The 19426-nt window shown below is 63.3% G+C and carries 3 protein-coding genes; all 3 read left to right on the top strand.

Going from position 1 to position 19426, the window contains the following annotated elements:
• The first annotated feature begins 161 nt into the window (after positions 1-161).
• Genes EUZ85_RS19850 through EUZ85_RS19860 form a run of 3 tightly spaced genes read left to right on the top strand, consistent with a single transcriptional unit; the run spans position 162 to position 19408 of the window.
• A complete protein-coding gene (locus EUZ85_RS19850; protein WP_127971200.1) occupies positions 162-11084 on the top strand; it encodes a non-ribosomal peptide synthetase/type I polyketide synthase in 10923 nt (3640 codons plus the stop codon).
• Positions 11071-15819, top strand: coding sequence for a type I polyketide synthase (locus EUZ85_RS19855; RefSeq protein WP_129498753.1), 4749 nt, complete (start codon positions 11071-11073; stop codon positions 15817-15819). Before EUZ85_RS19850 ends, EUZ85_RS19855 begins: the two co-directional genes overlap by 14 nt.
• A 34-nt stretch (positions 15820-15853) precedes the next feature.
• Positions 15854-19408 (top strand): amino acid adenylation domain-containing protein, encoded by a 3555-nt coding sequence (locus EUZ85_RS19860; RefSeq protein WP_241567093.1) that lies wholly within the window; start codon positions 15854-15856, stop codon positions 19406-19408.
• Positions 19409-19426 lie beyond the last annotated feature (18 nt).

Raw genomic sequence — 19426 nt, forward strand, 5'->3', positions numbered from 1 at the left:
TAACGCGCCAAGCAATCACGCCGTCGTTACTGAAGAAATATTAGAAGGCTTTACCGGAAGTAGCCTGAAGTCGTCCCGTGGCGTTATGGCCGTGGGCCTCTATGCGGTAGAGAGGCGTGCGCTATGCGTCGGTTAAAAATAATAAATTACGACATCGAATCATGGTTACAGATACTACTCGCCGCGTTACTGACGCCACTCGCCGTCCCTTTTTCGCCGACATCAGTCGCGCGTTACAGTCTCATGCGATTACCCGGGGAGATGCTGACGCCTTCGTCTTCCTGACCGATGATCGCGACGCCCGTTTCCCGCTCACCTACGCTGAACTGGATCAACAGGCGCGTCGCGTAGCCGCCTTGGTGCGACGCCACGCCCAACCTGGAGAACGGGCGCTGCTGCTGTTTCACCCCGGACTGGAGTTTCTGGCCGCCTTCTTCGGCTGCATGTATGCAGGCGTCACGGCGATCCCCATGCATCCGCCGAAAAAGAACCGCAGCGCAGAACGTCTCAACAGCATTCTCGACGACGCCGACGCCCGCGTTATCCTCGCCAATGACTCCGTCGTCGCCGCCATCGCGGATGCGGACGCCGGCGACAAACGTTTGCGGGAAGCGGTCTGGTTATCAGTGGACGCAAGTCTGTTAAGCCCGGCCGATACCGCAACAGACAACGGCGCTTACGACAGAGAGAGTAACAGCGAGCACAACAACAAGAGCAACAGAGAAAACAATACCGAGGGCAGCGAACCCGCATCGCTGCACGCGGACGACCTGGCGTTTCTGCAATACACCTCCGGCTCCACCTCCGCCCCCAAAGGCGTCATGGTGAGCCATCGCAACCTGATTCTGAATCTGGACGAACTGCATCGCTGCTACGACCATGACGCCGACGCCATTGTGGTGAGCTGGCTGCCGCATTTTCATGATCTGGGGCTGATCTACGCCATTCTGACGCCGTTGTACGCAGGCTCAATCTGCTACCTGATGGCGCCGGCGACCTTCATCCGCAACCCGGTGCGCTGGCTGCAGGCGATCTCCGACTTTCGCGCTACACACAGTGCGGCGCCTAATTTCGCGTACCAGCTCTGTATCGATAAAATCAGCGCCGAACAAATGCAGGACCTGGACTTATCCTGCTGGCGCGTCGCCTGCAACGCGGCGGAGCCCGTGCGCTATGAAACCCTGCGGGATTTCACCGCCGCCTTCAGCGATTGCGGCTTCGATTACGACGCATTGTCCCCCAGCTACGGTCTGGCGGAAGCCACTGTCAAAGTATCCATCACTCCCATATCCGAGCCGCCCACTGTTCTGCATGTGGAACGGGAGGCCCTGTCCCAGGGTGAAGTGAAAATCGTCGCCGCCGGCGCGCCGGGCTCCACGCCATTAGTTGGCTCAGGGCGGGTCGACATGGACACCAAAAGCCTGATTGTCGATGCGGAAACGCGGACTCCCTGTCTGCCGGACAGAATCGGCGAAATCTGGGTGCGCGGCCCTTCCGTGGCCAGCGGTTACTGGGCGCGCCCGGAAGCCACCTCAGATATCTTCGACGCGCATCTCGCCGCCCCCCAGGGCAGATACTCCGGCCCCTACCTGCGCACCGGCGACCTGGGATTCATTCATGGCGCGCAGTTATTCATCACCGGCCGCCGCAAAGATCTGCTGATCATCGACGGCGTCAACTACTACCCACAGGACATCGAAAAAACCGTTTTCGCCAGCCATCCAGACCTGACCGCCGACAACGGCGCCGCGTTCTCCGTGGAGATCGACGGCGAGGAACGTCTGGTTATCGTGCAAGAGGTGAAACGCACCGCCGTACGTCAGTTGGACGGCGACGCCGTGGCTCGCGCCATTCGTCAGGCGGTTTTTCAGGAGCATGAGCTGCCGGTATACGCCATCGCCCTGTTGAAACCCTTGCAGGCTTACAAGACCACCAGCGGCAAGATCCAGCGGCAGGCCAATCGCAAAGCCTGGCTGGATGGCTCGCTGCAACCGATCTACCAATGGCGCGCCAACACCCGGCAAGATATAACCGAGCATGCTGCGCCCCATGCGCAAGAACACGCAGCCTCCCAAGCCGCCGCGCCACCCATCGCGACGGAAAGCCTGGGCGCCAAAGACATCGCCGATTGGTTATCCCGGCAATTGGCGGCGATCACCGCCCTGCCCGTCGCGGATATCGACCCTAACGCAGATTTCGCCAGCTTCGGGCTGGCCTCTCGCCATGTGGTCGCACTCAGCGGCGAGCTGGAACGCTATGTGGGCGTCGCCACCCCGCCCACCCTGTTTTATCAGCATCCCAATATCGCGCGGCTGGCGGCGTTTATCGCTACGCTGGCCAGCGGCGCGCCAGGCGTCAAACAGAACGGCGGCGCGGCCAAAGTGAAGCACAAAGCCGCGCGTCTGGTGGATGTGGAAGCCACGCCATTTGAAAGCAACGATCCCATCGCCATTGTCGGTATGGGTTGCCGTTTCCCCGGCGCGGGCAATCCGCAAGCGTTGTGGCGTTTATTAAACGAGGGCGTGGACGCAATTCGCGAGACGCCGCCGGAGCGCTGGAGCAACAACGCCTATTATCATCAGGAAGCCGGCGTCGATGGACGCATGAACACCCGCTGGGGCGGTTTTCTGGACGACATCGACCAGTTCGACCCGCAATTCTTCGGCATCGCGCCGCGGGAAGCGGAAACCATGGACCCACAGCAACGTCTGCTGCTGGAAGTCTGCTGGGAGGCGTTGGAAGACGCGGGCATTGCGGTCAGCTCTCTGGCCGGCAGCGACGCCAGTGTCTTCATGGGGGTCTGCAATACCGAGTTTCAACGCATCAGCTACGCAGACCGCAACGCCATTCGCATGCACACCGGTACCGGCGCCGCCGCCAGCGTGGCGTCTGGGCGTATTTCCTATCTTTGGGACTTGCGCGGTCCCGCCATGACCATCGACACCGCCTGCTCGTCCTCCCTGGTGGCGGTGCATCAGGCCTGCGAATCCCTGCGCCGCAACGAATCCAGCCTGGCGCTGGCGGGAGGCGTCAACCTGATCCTGCTGCCCGGAGGCACTATTTCCCTGTCCCAGGGACGCATGATGTCGCCAAGCGGCCGCTGCAAAACTTTCGACGCCGAGGCGGACGGCTACGTGCGCGGCGAAGGCTGCGGAGTCGTCGTTTTGAAACGTCTGGCGGACGCGCGACGGGACGGCGATGAAATCTACGCGCTGATCCGCGGCTCCAGCGTGAACCAGGACGGCCACAGCAACGGCCTCACCGCGCCCAATGGACAGGCGCAGCAGGACGTCATCCGCTCCGCGCTGTTCAAAGCCGAAGTGCAGCCCTGCCGCATCCGCTATGTGGAAGCCCACGGCACCGGCACGGCCCTGGGCGATCCCATCGAGGTGAACAGCCTGCGGGACGTGCTGGAAGAAAACCGCGACGCGGACCACCCATGCAGCATCGGCTCCATCAAAACCAACATCGGTCACCTGGAAGCGGCGGCGGGCGTGGCCGGGCTGATCAAGACAGCCCTGGCGCTCAAACACCGGGTGATTCCCGGCAGCCTGCATCTGCGTCAACGCAATCCTCTGATCGATATCGACGAGCGCCTGTTCCGCTTGCCCCAGCGCAGTGAGCCCTGGGACGGCGAATTTCTGGCGGGGGTCAGCTCTTTTGGTTTCAGCGGCTCCAACGCCCACGTCGTGCTGCAAGGCATAGTAGAAGCGCCCACCGAAACCGCTTCCGATGTCGTCGCTGCAGCCACCGTGCCGCAAGGGGATGACGCGCCTTATCGCCTGTTGACGCTATCCGCCGCCGACGCTCAGGCGCTACAGGCGCTGGCGCGCCGTCATGGCGAACATCTGACGACCTTGCACGCCAACGCCCAACTGGCTAACGGCGCTGGCTGGGCGGACTATTGCCATACTCTGAACAACGCCCGGGAGGCCTTGCCCTATCGTCTGGCTCTCAGCGCACAGAGCGCGCAGGACGCCGCCGGGACGCTCAAGACGTTTCAAGGACAGGAAGCGCCGAATCTGAGTCTCGGCGTGGCCCGACACGCTCCGGTGATTGTGTTCCTGTTCTCCGGTCAGGGCGCCCAGTATCCCGGCATGATGCGGCGTCTGTATGAGACCGAGCCGGTGGTGCGTGACACCCTGGACCGTTGTGAAGCGGTGGCCGCGCCGTTGCTGGGGCAATCGCTGCTGACGCTGATGTTCAATCCCGACCCGGATTCCGGTATCCATCAAACCCGCTTTACTCAGCCCGCCCTGTTCGCCTGTGAAGCGGCGCTGGCGCGGCTGTGGATGTCCTGGGGCGTGCAACCGCAATTGGCGTTGGGGCACAGCGTAGGCGAATACGCCGCCGCCCACGCCGCCGGTCTGTTCAGCCTGGAACAGGGCATGAAACTGGTGTTGCGGCGCGGCGAACTGATGCAGTCTCTCCCCGCCGGGGAAATGCTCGCGGTGTTCGCGCCCCGGGATAAAGTGGCAGCGCTGCTACAGGACGCTGGCGTCGCTCTGGCCATAGCGGCGGACAATGGACCCGATCTCACCGTGATCAGCGGTCGCGGCGAAGCCATGGCGCAGATCCGCCCTCTGTTGTCCCAGCAGGATATTCGCTTCCAGTCCGTGCAGGTTTCTCACGCTTTTCATTCGCCGATGATGGCGCCCATTCTGCCGGATCTGCGCAAGGTGACCGAATCCACGCCCCTGGGACAACTGCAATTTCCTCTGCTATCCAACGTCACCGGCGACTTCATCGAGGTGGAGGATTACGAACACGATTACTGGTTGCGCCACACCATGAATCCGGTGGAATTCCGCAAGAGCATGCTCACCGCCGCGGATCGCCACGTGGACCTGTTTGTGGAAATCGGCCCCGGCGCCAGTCTGTGCGGCATGGGCAAACGTTGCCTGCCGGACAGCAAAGCCGCCTGGATACATAGCATTCGCTATGGCGAAGACGAGCAGGCGTCGGTGCTCAATGCACTGGGTCGCGTGTATTGCCATGGCGGCGCGCCGGACTGGCGCACGCTGCCGGGACGACGCCGTTTGCGGGACGCCGCGCTGCCCAGCTATCCCTTTCAGCGTCATCGTTACTGGCCGCAAAACTACCAGGAATCTCCCGCAAACGGAGATCGGGCCGCCGATGGCCACCCGCTACTCGGGCGCGCCACCTCGCTGGCGGAACCGACAGGCGACCTGTACGACCAGCATCTCGACGCCAATGCGCACGCTTATCTGACGGGACACAAGGTCAGCGGCGCCGTCGTGTTCCCCGGCGCGGCCTATATCGACATGGCGTTGTCCGCCGCAGGACGACACTGGCCGGACGCCGGCGCGCTCTGCCGCAACATGCAATTCCACGCGCCGCTGGTCGTCGACGATCTCGACCACTGGCGGCTGCAGACTCAGTTTATTCAAGCAGGCGCTGACGCCGCGCAGATCAAGATCTTCGCCCGTCGTGACGGTCGTAAAAATCGTGACGGACGCGACGAGAGCGGAGCGCCCTGGCGACTGCACGCCAGTTGCGAAGTCAGCCGTCAGGACGCAGCAGCGAATCGGGAACCGCAACTCCCTCTCCCCACCGAAGCCGCTCTGGCGCACTTTGAAAACAGCCTGTCTGGAGAGCAGTTCTACGCACAATGGCGTCAACGGGGCAATGACTGGTCCGGCCAGTTCCAGGGCATTCAGCGCATCTGGTCTTCGCAACAGGAAGCCTGGGCGTTGATACAGGCGCCTGAAGAGACCGCCGCGCAGCTCGACGCCTACCGCACTCACCCTGGCGTGCTGGACGCCTGCGCGCAGACGCTGGCGGCATTGGGAGGCGATGAGAAAGGCGCATTTGTCGGACATTCCGTACAAAATCTGCGACTTTTGCGTAACTTCAGCAAATATAGCTACTGGGTGCGCGCCCGCCTGGCGCCGCAGAATACGTCGTCGGACCATCTGCTCAGCGGATCGCTGTCCATTTTCGACAATCACGGCGAGCTGCTCGCGGAGGTAGAAGGCTTACGCTTCAGCTTCCTCGATGCGGCGGTGGGACATAGCCCCGAGGCCGAACAGGGATTCGCCTTTGAACTGCGTTGGAATCAGACTGAGATCACGCCAGAAGCGCCCCTCACGGACAGTCATCAACAGGACTCAGAAACAGACGCAGTTTTATCAAATCAAACACCCCATTTGTCCCTACGTCGCTACGGCTCCGCACTGCTCTGCATCGCGCCAGAGATTCCAGAGGACTCCGCCGAACCGGACGTGCTGCTGGACAATCTGGTGGAACAGCTGGAGGCCATCCTTGACGCTCTGGCCGCCGCACAGGAAGACGACGAGGACACGCCCCGGCTTTGGTTGCTCACCCATCGCGCCTGCGCTGTAACCGAAACGGACGCCGCTGTCTGTCCCTACGCCGCCGCGCTGTGGGGCTTTGGACGCGCATTGGCGGTGGAGAAGGCCAATTATTGGGGCGGCATGGTGGACCTGGACCCAGAAGCGTCCGCTCAAGACCCACATCTGCTGCTGGACGCCATACTGAGTCAGGCTGGCGGCGCAGACGCTCAATTCGCCATGCGTCAGGGCACCATTTATCGCGCGACATTAGATCGCACCACCCTCACCGCGCCTGTAAACCGGACTTTTTCCCTGCGCGCCGACGCCAGTTATCTCATCACCGGCGGTCTGGGAGATTTGGGGCTGCGCTGGGCGCGCTGGCTGGCTGAGCAAGGAGCCAGACGGCTGGTGCTGATGGGACGCAACGGCCTGCCGCCGCGCTCCGAGTGGACGCAACTGTCTCCAGACTCCCGCGACGGACGACGCGTCGCCGCGCTTCGGGAGATCGAAGCGCTGGGAGCGCAAATCACCCTCGCTTCAATTGATCTCATTGATAACGCAGCCTGCGCCGCCTGGCTGCACCAGTATCAACAACAGCAACCCGCCATTCGCGGCGTGCTGCACGCCGCTGGCGTCGCTCACGCCATGGCCGTCGAGGCTCTGGATCGGGAGACGCTGCGCGGTGAAATCGCCGCCAAGGTCTGCGGCGGCGAAACATTGCATCGCTGCTTCCCCGTCGGTTCCCTGGACTTCCTGTTGCTGTTCTCCTCCACCTCCGCCGCGTTGCCGTCTCCCCGTCTGGCGGCCTACGCCGCAGCCAACGCCTGGCTGGATGGACTGGCCGCACGACGACGCGCGCTGGGAGAGCTGGCGGTGTCCGTGCAATGGGGCGCATTCCGCGAGATTGGTTTGATGGCGCGGGCGCAAAGGGATAACAACGCAACTAATGCAGGTCTGACGCCAGACGCCTGCGTGGCGCTGACGCCGGCGCTGCTGGCGGCGAACCAGGCCGTCATCGGCGTCACTCTGGAAGATCCTGGTTTGGCGGCTTACGCCGGAGACAGTTTGTACTTACAAGGACTCAAACCCGTACAGGTTGACGCACCCGCCAGTAGCACAGCGGAGGAAAGCTCAACGTCCCTGGACTGGCTCGATCAGCCCCACGAGCAACGCCAGGCGGCGCTGCTGCGCTGGTTAACCGCCCAGGCCGCCGCTGTATTGCGCCTGAACCCGGACAATATCGACCCTGCCGCGCCTTTAACGCAATACGGGCTGGATTCGCTGATGGCGGTGGAGCTGCGCAATCGTATCGAGAAAAACCTGAGCGCCAACGTCAGCATCGTTGATATCCTGAAAAGCAATGGTCTGGACGATCTCTCACAAAGTGTCGCTAACAGGCTTACTGAGCGTGACGCGGACAACGGCGCTTCCACTGCGCCGGAAACTCTGCCCGCGCCTCTGGATTGCGGCGCGCCCTGGGAGCTTTCGTATAACCAGCAGGCGCAATGGTTCCTGCATCAACTGGACCCGACCAGCCCGGCCTATCATGTGTCCTTCGCTGCGCGCCTGCGCGACGGCTTTGCGGGAGAGCGGGATCACGCCTTCCTGCAGGCGGCTTTGAACCAGATCGCCCGCCGTCATCCGGCGCTGCGCACGGCGATTCAGGTGGACAGCAAGCCACGCCAGCAGGCTCGGGACGATATCGCGATCCCTTTACAAGTCGTGAACGCTCATGACCTTGACGCTTCCACTTTGTATCAGGAAGTGCGACGGGCCTATCAAACGCCGTTCGAACTGTCCCGCGCGCCTCTGCTGCGCGCCTGGGTGTTCGTCACCGCGCAGGACAGCGTGCTGCTTTTGACCGCCCATCACGCGGTCTGTGACGGCTGGTCGCTGTGGGTGATTCTGGATGAACTCAAGGCCCTGTATGAGGCGCGCCGCGCAGGCGTCGCTCCGGAACAGGCCGCGCTGCCGGCGCTGACTTACTCCCAGGTGGATTTCGTGCGCTGGCAAAACGCCATGCTGGAGACGGAGCGCGGCGAAGAACTCTGGCATTACTGGCGCGACGCCCTGGCGGACGCCGACTTCGAACTGAATCTGCCGGCTGACCTTCCCCGCCATGGAACAATGCAAAAGGCGGTTGGCGAATCCATTCATTTTCAGCTCGCCCCGCAACTGGACACAGCGCTGCGCACCCTGGCGAAGCAGCGGGGAACCACGCTGTTCAGCCTGATGCTGGCGGCGTACCAGTTGCTGCTGCATCGCCTGTGCGGACAGCAGCGCGTTATCGTGGCCACGCCGGTGCACGGACGCAGTCGCCCGGAATTCCAGCCGCTGGTGGGAGACTTTGTGAATCTGGCGCCGGTAAGCAGCCGTTTTGATCCCGAGCAGACCCTGGACGCCTACCTGCGCAATCAGCAGAGCACCTTGCTCGACGCCCTCGCTCACGGCGACTATCCCCTGCCATTGCTGGTGGAGCGGCTTGGCCTGCAGCGTAACGGCAGGGGGCAGTCTCTGGTGAAGACCACCTTCATCATGCAGAAGCCGCAAACCGACAACGCCACCCTGGATCTGTTCCTGGCCACCGACGATAACCTGCGGGTGAGCTGGGGCGATCTGCAACTGTCGCCCTATCCCATGCCGCAGCAGGAAGGCCAGTTTGAGCTGTCTCTGGAGATCGCCGACAGCGCCAATGGCCTGCAGGGTTTCCTGAAATACGACGCCAATCGCTGGAGCCGCGCCAGCGTCGAAAGACTGGTGCGACGCTATCGTCATGTTCTGTCCGCGCTCAGCGCCGGCGAACAGCTCGCCCGGCCATTGGTCGATCTGCCCTGGTACGATCAGGACGAGCGCCGTCAGATGGAGCAAAACGCCAGTCATGCCACCCCCGCAGAAGCCAGACTCACAACGCCGGATCTGGTCAGTGGATTTCTCCACATGGCGCAGGCGTATCCCGAACGAATCGCCGTATCCGACAATGCCTGCCGGCTCAGTTACGCCGAACTCAATCAGCGCGCCAATGGCGTCGCCGCCTGTCTGCGTGAACAGGGAGCGCCCGTCGGCGCCGCCGTAGGACTTTGCGTGTCCCGCAGTGTGGATCTCATTGTCGGCCTGCTGGGAATTCTGAAAAGCGGCTGCGGTTACCTGCCGCTGGACCCGACGCACCCGCCCGCCCGCTTGATCGCACAGCTTGAAGACGCCGGCGTCGCCGCCCTGGTCACCGATCACGCCATTATGCCGATCCTGGCCGCGCTGGAAGGCCTCGGCGCCGCACAATGGCTGTGTGTGGAGGACGTCGCCGCCACGACCGACGAACCCCAGGTGGCTCTCGGGCCGGACAGTCTCGCCTATCTGATTTACACCTCCGGCTCCACCGGCGCGCCCAAGGGAACGCTGGTGGAGCACCACAGCGTCATCAATCTGGTCAACGCCCTGTGGGATCAGGTCTATCATCGTTATGAGCAGCCCATCGCCATCGCCCTGTGCGCCAACAGCGTGTTCGACGCTTCGGTACAGCAGATTTTCGCCGCCTTGCTGCTGGGACATCGGCTGCTGATCGTGGACGCCGACAGTCGTCGCGACCCTGCCCGCCTTGCCGACTTACTCAGCGCCGAACAGGTGCGCTGCGCGGATTGCACCCCCAGTTTGCTGGGCATGCTCACCGGCGCGGATCAGGCCAGTCGTCTGACGCTGGATTGCTTGCTGGTAGGCGGAGAAGCCCTGTCGATGGAGCTGGTGCGCGCCTTCTATGACGCCAACCACCACACCACACTCATCAATGTGTACGGACCGACGGAATGCTGCGTCGACGTCAGCGCCTGCGCTCTGGCGCGCGACGCTCTGCCGGAAACCGCCATCGCGCCGTTGGGCCGTCCTTTGCGCGGCGCCAGTCTGTTTGTGCTTGATCCCTGGGGGCAGCCTTTGCCGACAGGGGCCACAGGTGAAATCGTGATCGCCGGCGACGGCGTCAGCCGCGGCTATCTCAAGCGCCCGGAATTGCAGACGGAAAAGTTTGTCGCGCTGCCGGAATTAAATGCCCCCCGCGCCTATCGCACCGGCGACCTGGGCCGCTGGCTCGACGATGGCCAGTTGCACTATCTGGGGCGCCGGGACGCGCAGGTGAAAATTCGCGGACACCGGGTGGAGCTGGGCGATATCGAAAGTCAGCTGGCCGCCCATGACGCCATCGCGGAATGCGCCGTCGCCCTGTTCCCGCAACGCCAGCAACTGGCGGCGTATGTGGTGTATCGTCAGGACGCCAACCCGCCGCCCAGCGCTCAGGCGCTGCAGACCCATTTACGGGAGCGGCTTCCTGAATACATGATTCCCGCCTATATCCTGGCGTTGCCGCGTCTGCCCATGAACGCCAGCGGCAAACTGGATCGCCGCGCCTTGCCGGAACCGGAAGGCGTCGCCGCCATGGACGGGGGCGCGCCGGTGTCGGAAGTGGAGCGACGGGTGGCGGACATCTGGCGACACTGCCTCAATCTGTCCCGCGTGGGCCGTGACGACAATTTCTTCGACCTTGGCGGCCACTCCTTGCTGCTGGCCCAGGTGCAACGCCAACTGAGCGACGCCTTCGGACAACCGGTGGCGATGGTGGATCTGTTCGCCAATCCCACTATCGCCGCCACCGCGCGTCTGCTCAGCGCCGCCCCGGACGACGACGGGCTGTCGCAGTCTCCCCGTCGCAAAACCAACCGACTGGCGGGCCGTCGCAACGCCAAAGAAGCGCAAAGGAGTCTGCGTTCCAATGAACAGCTTTGAAGACCATCCCGAAGCCGACGGCGCTATCGCCATCGTCGGCATGGCCTGTCGCTTTCCCGGCGCGGACACGCCGGAGGCGTTCTGGCGCAACCTGGTCGCCGGCGTGGAGAGCGTCGCCGAACTGACGGATGCGGAGCTGGACGCCGCCGGCGTACCGAAAAGCGAATATCAGCGCCCGGATTACGTGCGCAGAGTCGCGGCGCTGGGAGACGTCAGCGGCTTCGACGCCGCCCTGTTCGACATGAATCCCCGAGAGTCGCAATTGCTCGATCCGCAGCACCGTTTGCTGTTGGAATGCGCCTGGGAAGCGCTGGAGCGCGCCTGCTGCAATCCAGATGAATTCGCCGGTCCCATCGGGGTATTCGCCGGTTGCGGCATGCCTAACTATCTCTATCGCCATGTGCTGCCAAATACGGACGCCCGCAGAGTGTCGGATCTGTATCAGGCCATGCTGCTCAACGACAAGGATTTCCTCAGCACCCGCATCGCCTATAAATTGGGCCTCACCGGTCCCGCCGTGGGAGTGCAGACCGCCTGCTCCACCTCCCTGATGGCGGTGCATCTGGCCTGCCAGAGCCTGTTGGCGGGCGATTGCGACCTGGCCCTGGCCGGCGGCGCCTCGGTGCAACTGCCGCAACATGGCGGCTTTCGCAGCCAGAGCGGCATGATTCTGTCGCCACGGGGACAATGCCGGGCGTTTGACGCCGAGGCGGACGGAACCGCCGTCGGCAGCGGAGCCGGACTGGTGGCGCTGAAACGCCTTGACGACGCCCTGGAAAACGGCGATCCCGTGCTGGCGGTGATTCGCGCCACCGCCGCCAATAACGACGGACGCCGCAAAGTAGGCTTCACCGCTCCCAGCGTGCAGGGACAGGCGGAAGTCATCCGGGAGGCGCAGCTCACCGCCAATATCGATCCTCGCTCGATCCAGTACGTGGAGGCTCACGGCACCGGCACGCATTTGGGCGATCCCATTGAAATTGAAGCGCTGGCGCGGGCTTTCGACATTGCGCCGGGGGGCGGTCGCCGCTGCGCCATCGGCTCGGTGAAAACCAATATCGGGCACCTGGACGCCGCCGCCGGCGTCGCCGGTCTGATCAAAACTGTGCTGTGCCTGCACTACGAAACCCTGCCTCCCAGCCTGCACTGCCAGCAGCCCAATCCCCAGATCGACTGGCTGCGCACGCCCTTCCGGGTCTGCAGCGAAACTGAATCCTGGCCCCGGGGAGACGCGCCGCGACTGGCGGCGGTCAGCGCCTTCGGCATGTGGGGCTCCAACGTGCACGCCATTCTGGAGGAAGCCCCTCTCGCAACCCGCGCGCCCCGCAGGGCGTCACGTCAGGACGACAAATCCGCGCCCAGCCAATTGCTGCTGCTGTCCGCCGCCGGCGAACAATCGGCGGATCAGGTGGCGGAACGTCTGGCTCAGCATCTGGACGAGCGGCCCCATACTCATCTCGGCGACCTCGCCTATACCCTGGCTCTGAGCAAAAAAGCCTTGCCCTATCGGGCGACCTTGGCGGCAGCGACGCCAGCGGAAGCCATCGCGCAACTGCGCTTTCCCAACGACCTGAGCTGGCGACGGGTGCAGGACAGCGCGCCGACGGCGGCCTTCATGTTTCCTGGGCAAGGAGCGCAGTATGCAGGCATGGGCGCGGAGCTGTACCAGTCAGAACCAGTTTACCGTGAGGCAGTGGACCAGTGCCTGCACGCCGCGCCGCCTCTTATTGCGCAAAAGCTGCGGCCTTTGCTGACCTGTCCTCGTGGCGCGGACGCGGAACAGGGAGACAAAGACCTGAAACAAACCGCGCTGGCGCAACCGGCGCTGTTTATCGTCGATTACGCCATGGCCATGCTGTTGCAAAGCTGGGGGCTGACCCCGCAGGCGTTGATCGGACACAGCCTGGGAGAATACGTGGCCGCCTGCGTGGCTAGCGTGTTCAGCCCGGAAGACGGCGTGCGTCTGGTGGCGGAAAGAGGCCGTCTGATGCAAAGCATGCCCGGCGGAACCATGATCGCCGTGCGCATCCCCCGCCAGCAGGCGGAAGCCTACGCCGGCGCGGGCGTTTCCCTGGCGGTGGCGAATGGCCCGCACGCCAATGTATTCGCCGGTCCGCCCGGCCCCATGGAGGATTTCGCCGCCGCGCTGGAGGAAGCGCAGATCGGCTATCGCCGTTTGCAGGCCTCCCATGCGTTTCACACGCCGATGATGGAGCCCATGCTGGACGCCTTCGCCGAACTGCTGGACGCCATGACGCTGCAGGCGCCGCGGCTGCCGGTCTACTCCAACCTGAGCGGCGCGCGTCTCAGCGCCGAAGAGGCGGTCAGCACGGACTATTGGCGTCAGCACTTGCGTCGCCCGGTGCAGTTCTACGAGGGATTGCATACCCTGTGCGCGGACACCCATATTGATACCCTGCTGGAAGTGGGCCCGGGACGCGCCTTGACCGCATTCGCCGGCGCCCTGCCGCAAAACGGAGAGAGCTGTCGGGAAGCCATCGCCACCTTCGCCGCCGGTCCTGGCCAGGATTCGCGCAAAAGCGCGCTGGAGTGCGTCGGCCGTCTGTGGAGCAAAGGATTCGCCATCAACCGCCCGGGCCTGTTTGCAAACCTGGACGGACAATTCATCCCCACGCCCACTTATCCTTTCGACCGCCGCCGCTACTGGATCGATCCTCCCAAGCTCACCGGCGACGTCTTTTCAGAAGAACGCCAGGCTCTGGAAGACTGGTTCTACACCCGTTCCTGGAGCCGTTTGAGCGGCGCGCTGAACCTCAACGCCAGCGGCGGCAAATGGCTGCTGCTGACCGGGTCGGACGCTAACGCTCTTACTGACGCATTAATTCGGGGGCTGTCAGATCATCAACCGCACACGCTGGTCACCGTCTCGGACACCGCGGTCACCGCGCTGACGCCTCACACCGAAGATCCCGAGCAGCGCCAGACCATCGCCCTGTCCGCCGAGACGGCGAAAGACCCCGCCGCGCTGTTCGCCTTGCTGGCGGAGAACGATCTGTTGCCGGACCATGTGCTGTTCGCCCGTAACCTGAGCCCACAGACTTCAATCAGCGCGGAGTTTGAGACCACGTCTCAGGATCTGTCTCTGTTGAGCGCCTTATTACAACAGTTGGGCGCATTGCGATCCGACGTATTCGTCGCCGTGGCGACTGCCGGAACCCAGTCGGTGCTGGGCTCGGAATCCCTGCGACCCGCCCGAGGGGCGCTATTGGGGCCGTTGTTAAGCGCGAGACAGGAATTTCCCGCCCTGCGCACGTTGTTGATTGATGTGGAAACTGATGTGGAAACTGATGTGGAAAACGCTTCCGCTGTTTCCGCACTAACGCGACAGATCCCGGCGTTACTGGCTTTGGCTCACCCAAACCAGGAGGCGGACTTCAACGCCGGCCCGCCCCTTGTCGCCCTGCGCGGACGTCATGCGTGGCGCTGTGAATGGCGCCCCTGTCGGAGCGGCGCTGAGCCGGGAACGACCAGGCCCGTCTCCGATGAACCCGTCTCCAGCGGCGTTTATCTGATCACCGGCGGCCTCGGCAAGATCGGGCTCGCCCTCGCCACAGGTCTGGCCCAGCGCGGCGCGCGACATATCCGCTTAGTGTCGCGCACGCCTATACCGTCACCTGAACAGTGGCCGCATTATCTGGACGATCCATCAACGCCCGCCCGGCAACGCCACGCCATCTCAACCCTGTTGGCCCTGCAAGAAACCGGCGCGCCGGTCAGCGTCACGGCGGCGGACGTCACTGACGCCAACGCCATGGGCGCATTGCTGGATGAAGTGTGCGATCGCTACGGAGCCATCGACGCGATTATTCACGCCGCCGCCGATATGTCCCAGGCCCAGGAACAAGCCATCAACGCCGACCTGGCGCAGGCCTGGGAAACCATGATCCAGGCCAAGGTCGAGGGCGTCCGCGCGCTGGCCGGGCTGGTCGCGCAACGTCCGGTGCGGCGGGTGGTCTGCATGTCCTCCCTGGCGGCCCTGTTGGGGGGCTATCACATGGGCGCTTACGCCGCCGCCAATCTGGTCATGGACCTGGAGGTCGCGCAGTGCGCCGCCCGCCGCGACGCAAATCAGGGCGCCAAATGGCTGTCGCTTAACTGGGATGCTTGGCGTCCGGATAGCGCCAGCGGCCTGGGGATGGGCGCGAACGCAAAAATTGCGCAGGAATTTTTTGACAAATCCACATTGGCCGCCAATGCTATAGATTCAAAGGAAGGGTTTTTGGCGCTTGAGCAGGCATTGCAGTTATCGGATGCCTTGCTACAGATGGAAGACGAGCACCAAGTTGCGATATCCACACTATCGCTGAAGTCTCGGTTCTACCGACTTTACCATCCCCGGAGAAACGCTCCCGGCCATGACGTCGGAGCCTGTTCTCGGCCACATTCAGTACCTCCCGGCAGTAGCGGTGATCATGCGCCCGGCGATCACGCGGAGCTTATGCTGTGCGACATTCTGGGCGAACTTCTGGCTGTACCGATCCTTAACGTAAAGGACAATTTTTTTGATCTCGGCGGCGATTCCCTGATCGCAACGCAAGCGATTTCCCGTATTCGCGAACGTTGTGGCGCGGACCTGTCTCTGGCGGATTTTTTCAAATGTCCGTCGGTGCGGGAGCTGGCCGCGCTGACCCGTGACAAAACTGGCGGGGACAGCGCCGAAAGCGGTCAGGCGCCATCTGCGGACGCGCCGACGAGGGTTGAAATAGAACTATAAAGACAACGACAGACAAAGGGAGTGTTGGGTGACTATGGAGTCAGGCATTCATAATTTTCTCGCCCAACTGGCGGCAAGCGATGTGCGCTTGCGACTGGACCAGGGCGCGCTGAAACTGAACGCGCCCGCCGAACTGCTGCAAGATCCAGTCGTCGCCGGACTGATTGACGAACTGAAGTCCCGCAAGGACGAAGTCATCCGCTTTTTGCAACGACAGAGCAGCGCCGAAGGCGACGCTGTGGCGCCCGCCGGGCGCGAGCAACCGCCGCCTCTGTCATTCGGTCAACAGCGACTGTGGTTCCTCGACCAGCTTGAGGGCGGCGGTCAGGGCTATAACATGCCCACCGCCATGCGCTTGCAGGGGCCGCTGGATGTGGATGCGCTGCGCAAGAGTCTGCGCGCTCTCATGGTGCGCCATGAAGTGTTGCGCACGCGCTACCCGGACAGCGAAGCAGTGTTCGTAGAGCCGCTGCCCTGCGTAGAGCTGACGGAGCTGGACCTGTCCGCCCTGCCCGCGGCGGAACAGGACCGACGCATCCAGGAACTGGCGGCGTCAGCGGCGTTCGAACCCTTTAATCTGAAGCTTGGGCCGATGCTGCGCATGCAGTTGCTGCGTAAAGGCGCGCAGGACCATGTGTTGCTCATCACCCTGCATCATATCGTCACCGACGGCTGGTCCATTGGCGTCATGGTGGAGGAAATCTCCGCTTTGTATAACGCCATTTCCCAGAATCGTCCGCCCGCGTTGCCGGCGCTGCCCATTCAATATGGCGATTACGCGGCGTGGCAACAGCGACGCTACTCCCGCGACGCCAGCCCGCCGGAGCTGGAGTGGTGGCTGCCGCGACTGCTGGGCGCGCCCCTGCGTCTGGAGCTGCCGCTGGATCATCCGCGCCCGCCAGTGCAGCACTTTCATGGCGACGTGGAGCATTTCACGATTCCCGCCACCTTACTGCAACCGCTTAAAGACCTGTGCCGCCGTCACAACCTGACGCTGTACATGGCCACGCTGGCGGCGTTTGGCGTGCTGGCGGCCCGCCACAGCGGCCAGGACGATCTGCTGATCGGTTCTCCGGTGGCCAATCGCAACCGCCGTGAAGTAGAAGGGCTGCTCGGCTATTTCGCCAACACCCTGCCCCTGCGGCTGCGCCCCGGCGCCTGCGCCACCACTTCTGAATACCTGGATCAGGTACGGGATTTCTGCGCGGGCGCCATGGAGCGCCAGGAGCTTCCTTTTGAAAAACTGGTGGAGGCGCTGCGACCGGAGCGGGACCTCTCCCATAATCCGCTGGTGCAGGTGATCTTCGCCCTGCAGAACTCGCCGCGCCATACGCCGCACCCGGAACTGAGCCTGCGCGGACTGCTGATCGAACCGCTGGCGCTGAAGCGCCGCAACGTCAGCGTGGATCTGGAAGTGCATCTGTGGGAAGTGGACGGCGAGCTGCAGGGGCAGTTTGTCTACAACAGCAGTCTGTTCGAAGCCGCCACCATCCGCCGCATGATCGGACACTATCGCAAACTGCTGGCGGAACTGCCGAGAGGCCTGAATACGCCGCCACTGCGTCTGCCCATGTTAACGGCGGCGGAAGCCCAGCAATGGAACGACGCCGCCGCGACCGCGAAAAACCTGCCCAGCGACCGGCGCATGACCGACCTGCTGCGGGAAGCGACATTGGCGCACCCTCATAAAACCGCTGTGATCTGCGGCGACGAGCGCATCAGTTATCTGGAGCTGGACCGCCGCGCCACCCTGCTGGCGTTACAGCTGCAACATCTTGGCGTCGCCCCGGACACACTGGTGGCGGTCTACATGGGACGCAGCGTGGATATGATCGCGGCGCTCGTCGGGGTGTTAAAGTCCGGCGCCGCCTACCTGCCTATCGATCCGGCCAACCCCCGCGACCGCATCGCCGATATGCTCGCCAGCGCCGGCGCAGCGCTGGTGGTCACCCACTCGGATCTGGCGCTGGACCTGCCCGATGGCTGCACCCTGGTGCGGCTGGACCGACTGTTGCGCAACGACCCCGAGTGCAGCGATCCGTTACGTCACCTGCATGAGGTCGACCATTTGAGCCGCCAGCCCTGCCGCTGCGGCCTACCGACGCCTGGCAACCCGGCGCGCCCGGATCATCTCGCTTACGCCATTTTCACTTCTGGCTCCACCGGCGCGCCCAAGGCCACGCCTATCGAGCACCGTAACGTGCTCAACATGCTGGCGGCGCTGCAACCCATCGTGAAGTTTTCTGCGGACGATGTATGGACGCTGTTCCATTCATACGCTTTCGATTTTTCCGTGTGGGAAATCTGGGGCTGTCTGTTGTACGGCGGCACCTTATTGGTGACCACTGAGGAAGAGCGTCATAACCCCCACGCCCTGGCCCGGCTGCTGCGCAGGGAGAACGCCACTGTGCTGAACCTGACCCCCAGCAATATGGAGAAACTGCTGGCGGCCACCCGGGAGGACGACGCATTTCCCTACCGGTTACGCGCTTTCTGCTGCGGCGGCGAGGCGTTTCCCGGCCGCTTGGTTTCGCCGATATTAAAATTCGGTCTGCCGGTATGGAATTTTTATGGTCCGACGGAGGCCACCGTGTGGTCCTCCATTCATCGGGTCACCGGCGCGGACGCGGAGCTGGCGACGCTGCCTATCGGCGCGCCCCTGGCCAACTATCAACTGTACGTCGTCGACGCCTTTGGCGAGCCCGCCCCGGCGGGAGTCGCCGGTGAACTGTGCATCGGCGGCGCCGGCGTCACCCGGGGTTATCTGGGACGTCCGGAGCTTAACGCAGAGCGCTTCGTCCACATGACGCACCCGCTGTGTCGCGGCCGTGTTTACAAAACCGGCGATCTGGTGAGACGTCGCGCCGACGGCGCCATCGATTATCTGGGACGCAGCGACTTTCAAATCAAACTGCGCGGGTTCCGCATCGAACCGGGAGAGATCGAGTCGCTGCTCACCGAGCATGCGCTGGTGAATCAGGCGGTGGTGTGCAAACAGTACGCGGAGGATGGCGGCGAATATCTGGCCGCGTTTCTGGTGCCGCGTCGCGCGCCAGACGATCCCGCCAGCCTGTTCGAGGAACTGCGCAAGCTGGCCCGCAGCAAGCTGCCGGAGTACATGGCGCCCACCAGTTATATGATCCTGTCGGAGCTGCCCCTCAACAGCAACGGCAAGATTGACCGCAAACGTCTGCCCCAGGCTACGCCCAACCGGGTTTCCTCCGCCCTGTTCCAGGCGCCCCGTAATCGCCTTGAACAGGAAATCGCCGCCATCTGGCGCGACGTATTAGGGCAGGAACGCATCAGTATCCATGACAACTTTTTCGACATCGGCGGCTACTCCCTGCTGCTGACGCGAGTTTATGAACGCCTGCTGCGCCTGGAGCTCCGGACGCCGCTGACTGCCTTGTTCAATTATCCCACCATCGCCCAGCTCGCCGCCCATCTGGCGGACCAGGCAGGCGGCGGTGAGGAGAGCGAACGCGCCGCATTGCGGGACAGCGTCGCCCAGCGCGTGGACCGGCAACGACAGGCGCGCCGCCGCCAGGCCGACGCCCGCGCCGTGAGTCAATCACTGCCAATCAAGTAAATGCTAGAACAATAAACG

This window comes from Hahella sp. KA22, from assembly GCF_004135205.1.
Lineage (GTDB): Bacteria > Pseudomonadota > Gammaproteobacteria > Pseudomonadales > Oleiphilaceae > Hahella.